This is a genomic window from Methylomonas rosea, assembly GCF_024505055.1.
GTDB lineage: Bacteria > Pseudomonadota > Gammaproteobacteria > Methylococcales > Methylomonadaceae > Methylomonas > Methylomonas rosea.
The window spans coordinates 20,596-34,568 of record NZ_JANIBL010000055.1 but is presented as its reverse complement, the minus strand read 5'-3'; the positions used below and the strand labels follow the sequence as shown (position 1 = coordinate 34,568).

Genomic DNA, 13,973 nt, shown 5'->3' with positions numbered 1-13,973 from the left:
GGCGCAGCCACGCTCTGCCCGCGCTGTGGCGCCGAGCTGAAGCAAATCGTCCGTAGCGAACGAGCAGCCGAACAGTGGCTGAGCGTGTCCTTACAAAGCGCGGGGGCCGGCCGGCCGGATGTGGCGGTGCCCGCCGTATTACGCTCCTTGAGTTTCAAGCAAACTCCCGCCGCCAAGCTGCTTAGAGGTTTTTTGGTTCAGCGCCTATACCGGACGCTTTATGATACTGTGGCGCAGCAGCGCTGGCCGGAAGCGCACGATATTCTGGGCCATTTGCGGATGTTGGAAGGTCAGAACGAAACCTTACGCCGGTTTGACGAGATGATAGGCCAGCTGTCGGTTAAATCGGCGGCAAATTCCAGTAGTGATTAGCGGCGCGTGTCGCGGCCGGGCCATGCCGTCTAAATCTGGCGGGCGGGTCCAGCTAGGCTGGCGTGTCTTGCGTTTAATTTTCGGTAGATCACCATGAAAAAACTCCTGCTTACTCTGCTCGCCATCCTGCTGATTATCGAGGAATGGTTATGGGATTTTCTGTCGGCTTGCGGCCACTATCTGGCGTTGCTGCTTAGGCTCGAAGGTATTGAGCGCTGGTTGGCACAAACCTCGCCTTCCATGGCTTTGCTGGCGTTTACGATTCCGGTGCTAATCGTCACGCCTATCAATTTGGCGGCCTTGTCCTTGCTGTTGCATGGCTTGCTGTTGCAGGGCATCTTGCTGGAAGTCTTCGCCAAATTACTGGGCACTTTGCTGGTGGCGCGGGTGTTTAAATTGACCAAGCCGCAGTTGCTGACCTTCGGTATTATCGCTTTTGTTTATCACACCGTGATGGGCTGGCTGCACTGGGCGCATGCGAAGATCGTAGATACCGAGATTTACCGGTGGTCGCGGCAGGTAAAAGCGCAGGTGAAGGCGAAAGTTAAAGCGTGGTTGGGCTAATTCTTTGCTGCTAATCGGCTTTCGAGCCAGTCAGCTTTTGCCGCTGTTTGATCAACACGTAGCCGCAGCCGATCAGCGAAATTATCATCAACATCGCACCCAGCAGCTGCGCGAGTTTAGCTAAAGTATGGTCTTGCGCCAACAGGCCGGATTCGGTCAGTAAATATTCCCAATCGTGAAAACCGTATGGTGCGGAATGGCCGAAATTGCCGCCCAGCAAGGGTAATTGGCCGGCGCGGGCGTCGTTGATATACGGGGCAATATCCAGGAAGTTCTCGCCCACCCACCATAAACACAAGCCGGCGCCGAATGGGTCGCGGGTTTTTAGCAGCAAGATCAACATGCAAATCGTCGGCATCAGAATCTGGCCCAAAGTGCCGCCCAGCGAGGTGATAAATTGGCCGAAGGGCCGGAAAATCACGTGACCGGCTTCATGAAACGGCAGATTAACCAAATGCAGAAACGATTCGCCGACCGCATTGCTGGCCAAGCCCGGAGTAATCAGCAACCAGCTCCAGATTAAAAATCCTGGTAATAATAGGCAGCGGCCAACAAAGATGGCTTGGTTGTCTGCGTAAGCGTCGTTGCCGAATACCGTGTCCGCTGGCGGCTCGATGTGAATCACAACTTGCGGCCTATCCCTGCCCTGCGAGCTTGAGCTGCCGTGGTATTTGTAATATTTGGCAAAAACGATACCGCAGTGCGGGCAGGTATCGTCGGCGGGCGGCACATCCCGATTACACTTGGGGCATTGCTTCATTCTGGAGCTCCAGGCTGAATGAGTGAGTGAGGATTTGTACAGGTTTTGCCAATAAACCTTAGCAGCAAGGCCGAGATTTTTCGTCTCCGGCAACGTTTAATTTGAGTGTCAAGCGGATTACAGGACAAGCGAGATTTTGAGGTAAATCATGTTGGAACTGACATTTTCCAGAGCAGAGCCGGTAGATGCGGAGCAACTGGCGGCGCTGATCAATTCGGCATATCGCGGTGAATCCAGCCGCCAGGGTTGGACCACCGAAGCCGATTTGCTTGACGGTCGGCGTACCGAAGTAGCGGATATTCTGGATTTAATCGCCGAGGCGGAGTCGATGATTTTGCAGTGTCGGCGGCAGAACGATTTGCTGGGCTCGGTGCATTTACAAAAGTTAGATCAGCAGGTGCAAATCGGCATGTTGGCGGTCGTGCCGGCTATGCAAGGCCTGGGGATAGGCAAGCGTTTGTTGGCGGCGGCCGAAGCGGAGGCCAAGCAAGCCTGGTTGGTTAAACACTTCGTGATGGCGGTGATCCCTTGTCGGACCGAGCTAATGGCGTTTTACGAACGGCGCGGCTACCAGCGTACCGGGACAATTAAGGCGTTTCCGGTAAATCCGGCATTGTGGCAACCCAAAGTGGCCGGTTTGTCTTTGGAATTATTGGAGAAGCATGTCTAAGCGGTTACGCCCGGCTTGATACCTTTGATGGTAAATTTAGCGCGATCAATTACTTGCGCTGTTCACCGTGGCAACGACTTGATTGCCGTTTCCAAGATAATCAAGCGAGTCGAAACTCAACATCCGGGATAAAGCAATGCCCCGGCCGTGCAGGTCGGTTGCGCGCTCCGGTGAGAAGGTTAGGAAATTCGAAGGATCGAAGCCCTGGCCCTGATCTTTAATCGTAAACGTGGTGCGGCTTGTTTCTCTGACAATTTTAACCAGCACGAATTTATCTTGATATTCAGGCTGATTGAGCCGGCGTTCGATTTCTTCACGCCAACGGCCCTGGCTAACCAATTCGGTTTTTTCTTGATAACTGATGCCGAGATTACCGTGTTCGACGGCGTTGAGTAGCAACTCGGAAAGTCCGGTGGCGACTTTGTCCGAGTTGCATGACAAGTCGGCAAGCAGCGTGGTCAAACCTTTGATTTCATTTAAGGTCCGGAAACCAAACTCCGCTTTGCGCAGCAAGCTTAGCGCTACTCGCTTATTGGTAATCCGGGTTTTCAGCGCTTTGTGGCGACGGCTGTCATCGATAGCTGACGCCACAAAAGCCAGTAGAACTTTTTCGTCGTACGGTTTGGTTAAATAATGATAAACCCCGGCGTTGATGCCTTCCACAATGGCGTCCCGTGACGAAATTCCGGTCTGAAAAATCACCGGCAGCTCGGTAAACCGCGGATCGCCTTTGATTTTGGTCAACAATTCCATGCCATCCATCTGCGGCATATCCCGATCAGTCACGACGATATCGAAGGGTTGTTCGCTGCCGTTGAGTAATTGCCAGGCCTCTACACCGTTGCTGGCGGATTGAACCAGGTAACCGTCCGACTCCAAGAATTTGCGGAGTATTTCCCGCATAAGTTTCATGTCATCGACGATCAATACCTTAGCTTTAAAGTCATGGTCAGAAAGTTTCAACGCCAATTCTCCTAAAGGCAGCGGTTAAAGTAAGTTGACGAGAAAATTAACCTAGTGGCTTAAATCATGCTATCCGCGTTTGGGCAAATAAACAACTGTATCGATTTTGCGGACTATCGTTGAGTGATTGGTTTGGCGGGGCTTAGTAATGAATAATTGTTTTGTAATTGTTTGGTCGCGCGGCATTCGACTGAAGCCGCTTGCAAATCAGTTGCGTTTTTATGCTCCCTACATGGAAGCGCTGTCGCATGATTTTACCTGTCAATCGGGCCATTGCGCCGACCAACTGTCGTGGCTGGTTTAGCCTGTCTCGGTTTCCTTATCTTCGTCGGTGGACATATCGGAAATTTCCTTCAAGCGCGCCACGGCCTTGAAGTTGACGCTGCCTTCCGGATACTGGCCTTCCGCATTGATGGTGCCGGCTTCTTGACCGGTTAACAGACTTAGGGCTTCGTCGACATTCGACACGGTGTAAATCGCAAACAGGCCTTGCTCGACAGCATCTACTACTTGTTGTTTCAGCATTAGATTGCGTTTGTTCGATGCCGGGATGATCACCGCCTGCCTGCCGGTCAATCCGCGTGCCGCGCATAGCTCGAAAAAGCCTTCAATCTTTTCGTTGACCCCGCCGATGGCTTGCACTTCGCCGTATTGATTGATCGAGCCGGTCATCGCAAAGCCTTGCTGAATCGGTGTGCGGGTCAGTGCGGAGATCAAACAGCACAGTTCGGCCAAGGAAGCGCTGTCGCCGTCGATGTGACCGTAGGATTGTTCCATGGCGATGCTGGCGGAAATGGCCAGCGGAAATTGTTGGGCGTAACAATGGCCGAGATAGCCGCTCAAAATCATCACGCCCTTGGAGTGGATGGGCTGGCCCAATTCCACTTCCCGCTCGATATCGACGATGCCTCTGGAGCCGGGATGCACGGTGGCGGTGATCCGTGCCGGTGCGCCGAAGCTGCTGCCGCCGATGTCCATCACCGTCAGGCCGTTGACCTTGCCGATGGCTTCGCCGTCGGTATCAATCAAAATCGTACCTTCCAGCATTTCTTCCAATATTGCCTCGGCGATGCGGCCATTGCGTTGTTCACGTGCCGCCAGCGCTAGTTCGATTTCGGTTTTATCGATATTGACGGCCTGAGTTTGGCTGGCCAATAAATTGGCTTCGGCGATGATTTGCAGGCAGCTGTTGACATGTGCGGACAGGCGCTGCTGATTTTCCGCCAGCCGGCAACTATGCTCGATTAGCCGCAGTAAAGCACCGTCGGTCAGGGGCTTGGCGCCGGAATCGGCGGCGTGGCGTTTCAGCAATTGCACGAATTGGCCGACATTGTCCGGACTGCGTTTGATATGGTCATCAAAGTCTGCAAGCACCCGGAACATCTCGTTGAATTCGCTATCCAGCTCTTCCAGCAGATAATAAATATCGCGCGAGCCGACCAGTATGACTTTGACGTTAAGCGGAATCACGCCGGGTTTCAGCGTGATGGTATTAATGCCCAGCTCGGAATAAGGCGATTCGATTTCGACGCGGCCGGCTTGCAGGGCTCGCTTCAGGCCTTCCCAAACGAAGGGATAAGTCAGCACTTTTTCCGCGTCCAGGATCAGATAACCGCCGTTGGCGCGGTGCAGCGAGCCGGGGCAAATGCGCCGGTAACTTGTGACCAGGGTGCCTTGGTCGCTGATATATTCGATGCGCCCGAACAGGTTTTGATAGATCGGATGCGGCTCGTAGATCACCGGTGCGCCGTTGCCGTCGTGTTTGCAATCCACCAGGATGTTGGGGAGATATTGCTCTATTAGCGCCAGACGCTTGGCGATGATCTCCCGGCTATCCTGGCTGCGGCTGGGCATCAGTAGCTCACCTATGGTATTGCTCAGGCTTTTTTCGATCTCCGCCAGATAGGTAATGACGTCGTCGACGTTTTGGTATTTGTGGTTCAACTCGGCCAGTAGAGGCTCCAGCGCCTGCTTGATGGTATCGTTGTCCAGCTGGCGGGTTTCTTCGACCAGCGTGCGCCGCCACTGCGGCAGCTCCAGCAATACGTCGCCGAGATATTCTTCCAGTTCCTCGGTGTGTTGATGAAAAGCATCGCGCTCCGCTTGCGGCAGCAAGGTGAATTGGTCCTCATCCAGCGCTTTTTCGTTGCGGATAGGTAGAAAAGTGATGGTGTCGCTATCGCGGTACAGCGCCACACTCATCTCGCGGGCCTTGGCATCAACCAGATCGATAGCGCTGTTGTAGCGTTGATTAAAGCGCCGCTCGATCGCGGTTTTCTTTTGTTGATAACTAGGGCTTTCGAACGCGGCTGGAAAGGTAGCGAGCACATCGTCGATCAGTTTTTCGATGTCTTTGGCAAAGCTATGGCCTTCCCCGGACGGCAGTTCGATAGCCACCGGCTCGCGCTGATTCTCGAAATTATCCACGTAGGCATAAGACAGCGGCGATTCTTGCTGTTCGGCATAGGTGTTCAAATAATGACTGACCATGGACAGGCGGCCAGTGCCGGGATCGCCCATCACGAAGATGTTGTAGCCGGGTGCTTTCATCGCGATGCCGAAGGCCAGAGCCGATTGGGCGCGGCTTTGGCCGAGGATGGCGTTAGGTTGCTCGCTTGGCGCGGCCCTGGGCAGATCGATAGCCAGCTTTAGGGCCGAGACCGGCAATTTCAATTGTTCAAGCATGATGCGGGTTATTTGCTGTTAGGCATCGACAGCATGTGACTCATGCGTTCGGCCTTGGTTTTCAGATATTCAAGATTGTCTTGATGAATGCGGGTTTCGATGGCGATACGGTTGTTAACCTTAATCCCCAGCTTGGTCAGTTCGTCGATTTTCAAAGGATTATTGGTGATTAACTCGATGGAGCGCACTTGCAAGTTGTTTAAAATCAGCGCGGCAATGTCGTATTGACGTTCGTCGGCCAGGTGGCCGAGTTTGATGTTGGCATCGACGGTATCCAGGCCCTGGTCTTGCAGATTGTAAGCCTGCAGCTTTTTCAGCAAGCCGATGCCGCGGCCTTCCTGGCGCAGATAAATCAGTACGCCGCAACCGGCGGTGTTGATCAAATCCAAAGCCATATCCAGCTGTTCGCCGCAATCGCAACGCCGTGAGCCCAGCACGTCGCCGGTAAAGCACTCGGAATGGATGCGGACCGGCACATCTTCCTTGCCGGCTACCTCGCCTTTGACGAAGGCGACGTGTTCTTTTTTATCGAGGCTGTTGCTGTAGTAGTGCAGAATGAATTCGCCGTGCTTGGTGGGAATCCGGGTTTGAACTTTATCTTCTATGCTTGCTTTCACTGATATTGAAATCCTTAATGCGCAGCTTATATGGGTAAAAGCCGACGACTGCATGGATGCAGGAGGTAGGGCAACGCCGGGAGCGGTTGCCGAGAGCCTTTCTGAATCGCTTGTTCGGAAACGATTGAGAAAGGCTCCAGGCCTTGATGTTTGGCTTTGCGGCGGTATTTAGTTTTGTCGGCGTAGGTTTGCGCTTTGTTGAATCGATGGGCGAATTTTGCCACCGGATTTTTAATGGGTTTGCCGTCCAAACCCTTGCTTGGGTTTTGTTTTCTCATGCTTTTTTCTCCGTAAGCTATTAAAATAACGTTTTATTTGAACATAGATTGCCTGTGAAATTCCAGAAAGACTTTGATGTGATCGTAGTGGGCGGCGGCCATGCCGGTACCGAGGCGGCGCTGGCTGCCGCGCGTTCGGGCGCGCAAACCCTGTTATTGTCGCAAAACATCGAAACCCTGGGGCAGATGAGTTGCAACCCGGCGATAGGCGGAATCGGCAAGGGCCATTTGGTCAAGGAAGTGGATGCGCTGGGCGGGATTATGGCCAAGGCCATCGATTTAGGCGGCATTCAATTTCGGATTTTGAATGCCAGCAAAGGCCCGGCGGTGCGGGCGACTCGCGCACAAGCGGACCGGATGTTGTACAAGCAAGCGGTGCGTACCGCATTGGAAAATCAACCTAATCTGGCTTTGTTCCAGCAAACCGTTTCCGATTTACTGGTCGAAGGTGATCGGGTAGTGGGTGTAAAAACCCAAATGGGGCTAGAGTTTAACGCCAGGGCGGTGGTTTTGACTGCCGGTACCTTTCTGGCTGGGCGCATTCATATCGGGCTGGAAAATTACAGCGGTGGCCGCGCGGGCGACGCGGCCTCGATTGCGTTGGCCGAACGCTTGCGCGAACTACCGTTCCGCATCGGTCGTTTGAAAACCGGCACACCGGCACGGATTGACGGCAGAACCATCGATTACAGCAAATTGCAGGAACAGCACGGCGATACGCCGCTGCCTGTGTTCTCATTCATGGGTAATCGCGAACAGCATCCGCGCCAAATCTGCTGCCATATCACCCGGACCAATCAGGAAACCCACGACATCATCCGTTCGGGTCTGGACCGTTCGCCGATGTACTCCGGGATTATCGAGGGCATCGGTCCGCGTTACTGTCCGTCCATCGAAGATAAAGTAGTGCGCTTCGCCGACCGCGATTCGCACCAGATTTTTGTCGAACCGGAAGGTTTGACCACTAACGAGGTTTACCCGAACGGTATTTCTACCAGTTTGCCGTTTGATATTCAGTACCGCTTCATCCGTACCATGCTGGGTTTCGAGAATGCCGAAATCGTCCGGCCCGGCTATGCCATCGAATATGATTTCTTCGATCCGCGTGATTTGAAAACGTCATTGGAAACCAAGCATATGAATGCCCTCTTCTTCGCCGGCCAAATCAACGGTACCACCGGTTACGAAGAAGCGGCTGCGCAAGGTTTGATCGCCGGCTTAAACGCGGCGCGTTTGGCTAAGGGTTTAGAAAGCTGGTGCCCCGGCCGCGACGAAGCCTACATTGGCGTAATGATCGACGATCTGATCACTCGCGGCACCGCCGAGCCGTATCGAATGTTCACCAGTCGCGCCGAGTATCGTTTGCAATTGCGCGAAGATAATGCCGATTTACGTTTGACCGAACAAGGCCGGGAGCTGGGCTTGGTCGACGACGACCGCTGGCAGCGCTTTGAGGAAAAACGCGAAGCCATCGCCAATCTGCAAGGCAAGCTGGCCAAAAAATGGATACGCACCGAATCCGACGAAGCCGCATTGGCCGAAGAATTGTGGGGCAAAAAGTTGTTGAAAGAAGCCAGTCTGATGGAAATGCTGCGCCGGCCGGAAGTGGATGTCGAGAATCTGCTGCGGTTCAGCGACGAATCCGAAGTTGACGAACAAGTCGCCGAACAGGTGGCGATCCAAGCCAAATACGCCGGTTATATCGACCGCCAGCAAACCGAAATTAACCGCACGCTGCGCTACGAACATTTGAAATTGCCGGACAATGTCGATTACAGCTTGGTATCGGGCCTGTCCAACGAAGTCAGCGAGAAACTGAAAAAACAGCGGCCGGAAACCTTGGGCCAAGCCTCGCGGATTCCTGGCATTACCCCGGCTGCGATTTCCTTGTTGCTGGTGCATCTGAAAAAGAAAAGCGCTTGATGGATGCTTGTCGCGAAAAGCTTGAGTTCGGCCTAAAAGCGCTCGGGCTGGATGTCGGTGAGCATGGTAACGATGCTTTGTTGCGCTTTATCAAACTGATAGCAAAATGGAACAATGCCTATAATCTGACGGCGGTGCGCGATCCGCTGGAGATGGTTAGTCTGCACATCCTGGATAGCTTGGCGATTCTGCCGCATCTGCATGGCCTGCGCGTTGCCGACATTGGTACCGGCGCCGGATTACCGGGCATTCCGTTGGCGATTTGTCTTCCCGATTGTCATTTCACCCTGGTCGATTCCAACTCCAAAAAGACCCGCTTCGTCCAGCAGGCGGTGCTGGAGTTAAAACTGAAAAATGTCGAAGTCGTGCATAGTCGCGTCGAGCTATTGCAGCCGAAGGAATTGTTTTCCACGGTGATCTGCCGGGCCTTTGCCAGCATGAGCGACATTCTGCAATTGACCGGCCATTTGCTGGCCGAGGATGGGGTGCTGCTGGCGATGAAAGGCCTGCAGCCCGAGCAAGAGCTGATAGACTTGGCCGAAACATACAGCGTGATTCCGCTGACGGTGCCCGGCATAGACGCCGAACGCTGCCTGATTCGACTGGAGAAACCCAAGCATGGCTAAGATTATCGCGATTACCAACCAGAAAGGTGGCGTCGGCAAAACCACGACCAGCGTCAATTTGGCGGCGGCGCTGGCGGCCACCAAGCGCAAGGTGTTGCTGATCGATCTGGACCCGCAAGGCAATGCGGCGATGGGTTGCGGGGTGAACAAAGACGAGATTCAGTATTCCAGTTGCGAATTGTTACTTGAAGAAGTGCCGGTTTCCGAGATCGTCGTTAAAAACAAGCAGCTGGGTTTTGATTTGATCCCCGGCAACGCCGATTTAACCGCCGCCGAAGTGCAATTGATGAGTGCGCAGCATCGTGAGCGGCGTCTGGCCGACGCTTTGCTAACTATAAAAGATCAATACGACTACATTTTGATCGACTGCCCGCCGTCCCTGAATATGCTGACCTTGAATGCGATGGTGGCCGCCAACAGCGTGTTAATACCGATGCAATGCGAATATTATTCACTGGAAGGTTTGTCTTCGTTGATGTCCACCTTGCGCAGCATTCGCGACAGCGTCAATCCGGGTTTGTATCTGGAAGGCATCTTGCGAACCATGGTCGATAGCCGCAGCCGCTTGGGCAAGGATGTTTCGGATCAGCTGATCGAATATTTCGGCGATAAAGTGTTCAGAACCACCATTCCCAGAAACATCCGTCTGGCCGAGGCGCCCAGCCATGGCGTGCCGGTGCTGGCGTACGATAAAGCCTCGCGCGGCGCGATAGCCTACATCGCGCTGGCGGGCGAAATGATCAGAAAAGAGAAAGCGGCGAAAAAATGATGCAAAAAAAACGCGGTTTAGGGCGAGGTTTAAGCGAGTTACTCGGCGACGTCAGCCAGCCGGTACAGGAAAAGCCGCAAGACGCGCAGAGCTTGCCCATCGAGTTTTTACAGCGCGGTAAGTTTCAGCCGCGCAAGGACATGGATCCGGAGAAGCTGAAGGAGTTGTCCGACTCGATTGCCGCGCAAGGTATTATTCAGCCGATCATTGTCCGTAAACTGGATGGCGAGAAATACGAAATAATCGCCGGCGAACGCCGCTGGCGGGCCGCGCAATTGGCCGAGTTGCAGGATGTACCGGTGCTGATTAAGGATTTGGACGATCGCTCGGTGATGGCTATAGCCTTGATCGAAAACATTCAGCGCGAGGATTTGAATGCGCTGGAAGAAGCCGAAGCTTTGCATCGTTTGCAGGACGAGTTCGAACTCACTCATCAGCAGATCGCCACGGCGGTAGGCAAGTCGCGCACCACGATCACTAATCTATTGCGCCTGCTGGAGCTTGCCGGCGAAGTGAAAGGCATGTTGGGTAAGGGCTTGCTGGAAATGGGTCACGCCCGGGCATTGCTGGGGCTGGACGAAGCCAAACAAATCGAAATTGCCAATAAGGCCGTCAAACAGGGACTGACCGTCAGGGCTGTGGAAAAGCTGGTGCGGGAACAGCACGAAGATAAGCCGGCGGCGGTGAAAAAAATCGACCCGGATACGCTGCGTTTGCAACGAGACCTGAGCGAAAGAACAGGTGCCAAGGTGGAGATCAATCATCAGAGCAGCGGTAAGGGAAAATTGATTTTTACTTACACCAGTTTGGAAGAGTTGGAAGGCATCATAAAAAAAATCAATTGAGTGCTTCGGTGCAGATAAATGTCGTATTTCGGCCATGACACTGAGCTTTGTTGGATTTGCTACATTGTCGATTTGGGCAATATTTCAGAAAATCAGTGAGTTACGAAATGGCATATGTATTGCTTTAAGCGTTGGGATTGAAAGTTCGAAGTAAAACCTCCGCGCTTGCTGTTGATCGAGTGTTGTGCCGGGATAGTCTTGCCAAATCAACAAGGTGGCGATGCCAATTGGTTCCTGCCGGACGTGCTTACCTTGCTTTAGGAGTGCTGGCTGGATATAATCGCCCAGCTCAAGACGAAAGGGGAAGTGAATGACAGCTAGAAATGATTTTTCTACTGTCAGAAAAGTAGTTTTTGGACAAGTCCTGATGGCTGCATTGGTGGCGTCGGGATTTTTATTGATAGGCGGTTGGAAAAGTGCAGTGTCTCCGTTAATCGGAGGATTCGTGGCTTTACTGCCCAATCTGTATTTTGCCTACAAAATCTATCTTGCCAAGGATTTGGGCGCGCAGGGTATCGTTAATGCATTTTATGCAGGCGAAACAGTTAAGTTAATTTTGACGGTAGCCCTGTTTTCTATCGTTTTACAGATTCCCTCTGTTGATTTCTTAACGCTGATGGTGGGTTACATCGCAGTGTTGTCGGTTTTTTGGTTTGCGCTGTTTTTGTGGCGTGATTAGTTTTTTTGCGAGGACAAATGAGTACTGAAGGTGGCGCAACCGGTTATATAGTCCATCACTTAACACCATTATCGGTGGGTGAGGGATTTTGGACATTGCATCTGGATACCTTGTTTTTCTCCGCGCTGTTGGGCGGATTGTTTATCTTGTTCTTCAAAACCGTGGCGGAAAGAGCGACATCCGGGGTGCCGGGGTTAGCGCAAAATATTGCGGAAACCTTGGTGGAGTTCGTCGATACGCAAGTCAAGGATAGTTTCCACGGCCGCAGTCCTTTGATTGCGCCGCTGTCGTTGACGATTTTCTGCTGGGTGTTCATGTGGAACGCCATGGACATGTTGCCGGTGGATTTATTGCCGATGATAGGCAGCTTGATGGGCATGGAATACATGCGCGTGGTGCCGAGTACCGATTTGAACGGTACCTTTGCCTTGTCGATCAGCGTGTTTTTCCTGATCTTCTTTTACAGCATCAAGGTTAAAGGATTGATGGGGTTTGCCAAGGAAATGACTTGCACGCCTTTCGGTCCGAAAATGATGCCTTTTAATCTGCTGCTTAAAACAGTTGAAGAATTGGCGAAACCCATCTCGCTGGGGCTGCGGTTATTCGGTAACTTGTATGCCGGTGAGCTGGTATTTATCCTGATCGCCTTGCTGCCGCCTATCGTTCAGCCATTGCTGGGTTTCCCTTGGGCTGTATTTCATATTCTGGTTATTACCCTGCAAGCCTTCATATTCATGGTGTTAACCATCGTGTATTTGAGCTTGGCCCACGAAGATCATTAATAGTTTTATTTTCAACTTTCATATCAATACTTAGGAGACACTATGGAACTCGCATCATTAATTGCCAACGTACAAGGCTTCACCGTTATCGCAGTTGGCATCATTTTGGGCTTGGGCGCAATCGGTACTGCTATCGGCTTCGGTCTGCTGGGCGGTAAATTCCTGGAAGGCGCTGCCCGTCAACCTGAGTTGGTTCCTATGTTGCAGGTCAAAATGTTCATCATCGCCGGTTTGCTTGACGCGGTAACCATGATCGGTGTTGGTCTGGCGCTGATGTTGACCTTCGCAAACCCATTCCTTTCAGCCGTTCAATCTGTCGCAGGTTAATTAGCAATTATCGGATTGAGATGAATAGGCTAAGCCCTGTTCGCATACCGATAGAATGACAACGGCATTACGAGGAAAGCATCAATGAGCATCAATGCTACTCTGATCGGGCAGATGATAACTTTCACACTTCTGGTTTGGTTTACCATGAAGTATGTCTGGCCACCGATCATTGCCGCTCTGGAAGAGCGCAAAACCAAAATTTCCGAAGGCTTGGCTGCCGCCGAGAAAGGCCAGGAAGAAATTAAATTGGCCGAGAAAAAAGCCAAAGGCCTGCTGAAGGAAGCAAAAGAACAATCGGCGGAAATCGTCAGCGCAGCGCAAAAACGCGCCAATCAGCTGGTTGAAGAATCGAAAGATCAAGCCAAAAAAGAAGGCGAGCGTTTGCTTGAAGCCGCAAAAGCCCAGATAGAGCAGGAAATGCTGCAAGCCAAAGAGAGCTTGCGCAAAGAAGTATCCTCACTGGCTTTGCGTGCCGCTGAACAGATTTTGAAAGAAGAAATCGACAAAGCCAAGCATCAAGACATTCTCAGCAAAGCAGCGGATCAATTGGGTTAAGCAATGGCTGAATTATCGACATTAGCAAGACCTTACGCGGAAGCGGCTTTCAAGCGCGCCAAGGAAACGGGGGCGTCTAAGCAATGGTCCGATTCGTTGACGTTTTTGTCTTTGGTCATCCAGGATGAGGCTTTGGCTGCCATTGTCAAAAATCCTCGGGTTGGCAAACAGCATACAGCACAATTGATTCTGGATATTTGCCAGGATCAGATACCTGACGAAGCCAAGAATCTTCTGAAAGTGTTGATAGAAAATGACAAGCTGCCCTTATTGCCGCAAATTTCGGTGATGTTCGAGCAGTACAAGGCGGATGATGAAGGCTACGTCAATGTTGATTTATACAGTGCGTACTCGCTGACAAAAGCCGAGCAAGGCAAATATGTCGCCATGCTGGAAAAGCTTTTGCATAAAAAGGTCAATGCATCCGTTTCTGTCGATAAATCGTTAATTGGGGGCATCCTCGCCAAAGCGGGCGATAAAGTCATCGACGGTTCTATCAAAGGCCAGCTTCATCAATTAGCTAAAAGACTTTAAGAGTTAGAGCGGGAAAATAAA

The 13,973-nt window shown here is 52.2% G+C and carries 17 protein-coding genes; 12 read left to right on the top strand and 5 right to left on the bottom strand.

From position 1 onward, the window contains the following. On the top strand, positions 1–372 hold a 372-nt coding region (locus NP589_RS16355), incomplete at its 5' end, for a hypothetical protein (protein WP_256607957.1). Between the two features lie 93 nt (positions 373–465). Beyond that, complete coding sequence (locus tag NP589_RS16350) at positions 466–936, top strand: hypothetical protein (RefSeq protein WP_256607956.1); 471 nt, start codon at positions 466–468, stop codon at positions 934–936. A 10-nt stretch (positions 937–946) separates the two neighbouring features. Here the strand turns inward: NP589_RS16350 and NP589_RS16345 are convergent, their stop codons facing one another. Continuing rightward, the gene (locus tag NP589_RS16345; protein ID WP_256607955.1) at positions 947–1,696 is read right to left on the bottom strand and encodes a zinc ribbon domain-containing protein; all 750 of its coding nucleotides are present in this window, start codon (positions 1,694–1,696) and stop codon (positions 947–949) included. Positions 1,697–1,844: 148 nt separating this feature from the next. On the opposite strand from NP589_RS16345, the gene NP589_RS16340 reads away from it, so the two are divergent. After that, complete coding sequence (locus tag NP589_RS16340) at positions 1,845–2,366, top strand: GNAT family N-acetyltransferase (protein ID WP_256607954.1); 522 nt, start codon at positions 1,845–1,847, stop codon at positions 2,364–2,366. A 45-nt stretch (positions 2,367–2,411) separates the two neighbouring features. Here the strand turns inward: NP589_RS16340 and NP589_RS16335 are convergent, their stop codons facing one another. The 4 genes from NP589_RS16335 to NP589_RS16320 form a co-directional block, all read right to left on the bottom strand. Next, on the bottom strand, positions 2,412–3,329 hold the full coding sequence (locus NP589_RS16335; protein WP_256607953.1) for a response regulator: 918 nt from the start codon (positions 3,327–3,329) through the stop codon (positions 2,412–2,414). Positions 3,330–3,629: 300 nt separating this feature from the next. Further along, complete coding sequence (locus tag NP589_RS16330; RefSeq protein ID WP_256607952.1) at positions 3,630–6,014, bottom strand: Lon protease family protein; 2,385 nt, start codon at positions 6,012–6,014, stop codon at positions 3,630–3,632. A gap of 8 nt (positions 6,015–6,022) precedes the next feature. Continuing rightward, positions 6,023–6,631 (bottom strand): GTP cyclohydrolase II, encoded by a 609-nt coding sequence (gene ribA / locus NP589_RS16325; protein ID WP_064038514.1) that lies wholly within the window; start codon positions 6,629–6,631, stop codon positions 6,023–6,025. A gap of 26 nt (positions 6,632–6,657) precedes the next feature. Beyond that, a complete protein-coding gene (locus NP589_RS16320) occupies positions 6,658–6,909 on the bottom strand; it encodes a DUF7230 family protein (protein WP_256607951.1) in 252 nt (83 codons plus the stop codon). A gap of 54 nt (positions 6,910–6,963) precedes the next feature. On the opposite strand from NP589_RS16320, the gene mnmG reads away from it, so the two are divergent. The 9 genes from mnmG (at position 6,964) to NP589_RS16275 (ending at position 13,952) form a co-directional block, all read left to right on the top strand. Then, positions 6,964–8,832 carry a tRNA uridine-5-carboxymethylaminomethyl(34) synthesis enzyme MnmG gene (gene mnmG, locus NP589_RS16315; RefSeq protein WP_256607950.1) on the top strand — a complete coding sequence of 623 codons (1,869 nt, stop codon included), beginning with the start codon at positions 6,964–6,966 and terminating at the stop codon, positions 8,830–8,832. Next, positions 8,832–9,458: a 16S rRNA (guanine(527)-N(7))-methyltransferase RsmG gene (rsmG, locus tag NP589_RS16310; protein ID WP_256607949.1), complete on the top strand. Its 627-nt coding sequence runs from the start codon at positions 8,832–8,834 to the stop codon at positions 9,456–9,458. Before mnmG ends, rsmG begins: the two co-directional genes overlap by 1 nt. Continuing rightward, positions 9,451–10,227: a ParA family protein gene (locus NP589_RS16305; protein WP_064006567.1), complete on the top strand. Its 777-nt coding sequence runs from the start codon at positions 9,451–9,453 to the stop codon at positions 10,225–10,227. The genes rsmG and NP589_RS16305 overlap by 8 nt, the downstream gene beginning before the upstream one ends. Further along, complete coding sequence (locus NP589_RS16300; protein ID WP_256607948.1) at positions 10,224–11,072, top strand: ParB/RepB/Spo0J family partition protein; 849 nt, start codon at positions 10,224–10,226, stop codon at positions 11,070–11,072. The genes NP589_RS16305 and NP589_RS16300 overlap by 4 nt, the downstream gene beginning before the upstream one ends. 310 nt (positions 11,073–11,382) lie before the next feature. Next, entirely contained in the window at positions 11,383–11,751 is a 369-nt protein-coding gene (locus NP589_RS16295; protein ID WP_256607947.1) for an ATP synthase subunit I, read from the top strand. Positions 11,752–11,768: 17 nt separating this feature from the next. Beyond that, positions 11,769–12,533 (top strand): F0F1 ATP synthase subunit A, encoded by a 765-nt coding sequence (gene atpB / locus NP589_RS16290; RefSeq protein ID WP_064006564.1) that lies wholly within the window; start codon positions 11,769–11,771, stop codon positions 12,531–12,533. Positions 12,534–12,575: 42 nt separating this feature from the next. Next, on the top strand, positions 12,576–12,860 hold the full coding sequence (gene atpE / locus NP589_RS16285; protein WP_020484117.1) for a F0F1 ATP synthase subunit C: 285 nt from the start codon (positions 12,576–12,578) through the stop codon (positions 12,858–12,860). An 84-nt stretch (positions 12,861–12,944) separates the two neighbouring features. After that, positions 12,945–13,418 (top strand): F0F1 ATP synthase subunit B, encoded by a 474-nt coding sequence (locus NP589_RS16280; RefSeq protein WP_020484118.1) that lies wholly within the window; start codon positions 12,945–12,947, stop codon positions 13,416–13,418. A gap of 3 nt (positions 13,419–13,421) precedes the next feature. Continuing rightward, the gene (locus tag NP589_RS16275) at positions 13,422–13,952 is read left to right on the top strand and encodes a F0F1 ATP synthase subunit delta (protein WP_256607946.1); all 531 of its coding nucleotides are present in this window, start codon (positions 13,422–13,424) and stop codon (positions 13,950–13,952) included. Positions 13,953–13,973 lie beyond the last annotated feature (21 nt).

What these genes read in the sequence shown, in the direction of transcription:
- NP589_RS16350 (WP_256607956.1), top strand. Translation starts at nt 466, where the DNA reads ATGAAAAAACTCCTGCTTACTCTGCTCGCCATCCTGCTGATTATCGAG.
- NP589_RS16345 (WP_256607955.1), bottom strand. Translation starts at nt 1,696, where the DNA reads ATGAAGCAATGCCCCAAGTGTAATCGGGATGTGCCGCCCGCCGACGAT.
- NP589_RS16340 (WP_256607954.1), top strand. Translation starts at nt 1,845, where the DNA reads ATGTTGGAACTGACATTTTCCAGAGCAGAGCCGGTAGATGCGGAGCAA.
- NP589_RS16330 (WP_256607952.1), bottom strand. Translation starts at nt 6,014, where the DNA reads ATGCTTGAACAATTGAAATTGCCGGTCTCGGCCCTAAAGCTGGCTATC.
- NP589_RS16320 (WP_256607951.1), bottom strand. Translation starts at nt 6,909, where the DNA reads ATGAGAAAACAAAACCCAAGCAAGGGTTTGGACGGCAAACCCATTAAA.
- rsmG (WP_256607949.1), top strand. Translation starts at nt 8,832, where the DNA reads ATGGATGCTTGTCGCGAAAAGCTTGAGTTCGGCCTAAAAGCGCTCGGG.
- NP589_RS16305 (WP_064006567.1), top strand. Translation starts at nt 9,451, where the DNA reads ATGGCTAAGATTATCGCGATTACCAACCAGAAAGGTGGCGTCGGCAAA.
- NP589_RS16300 (WP_256607948.1), top strand. Translation starts at nt 10,224, where the DNA reads ATGATGCAAAAAAAACGCGGTTTAGGGCGAGGTTTAAGCGAGTTACTC.
- NP589_RS16295 (WP_256607947.1), top strand. Translation starts at nt 11,383, where the DNA reads ATGACAGCTAGAAATGATTTTTCTACTGTCAGAAAAGTAGTTTTTGGA.
- atpB (WP_064006564.1), top strand. Translation starts at nt 11,769, where the DNA reads ATGAGTACTGAAGGTGGCGCAACCGGTTATATAGTCCATCACTTAACA.
- atpE (WP_020484117.1), top strand. Translation starts at nt 12,576, where the DNA reads ATGGAACTCGCATCATTAATTGCCAACGTACAAGGCTTCACCGTTATC.
- NP589_RS16280 (WP_020484118.1), top strand. Translation starts at nt 12,945, where the DNA reads ATGAGCATCAATGCTACTCTGATCGGGCAGATGATAACTTTCACACTT.
- NP589_RS16275 (WP_256607946.1), top strand. Translation starts at nt 13,422, where the DNA reads ATGGCTGAATTATCGACATTAGCAAGACCTTACGCGGAAGCGGCTTTC.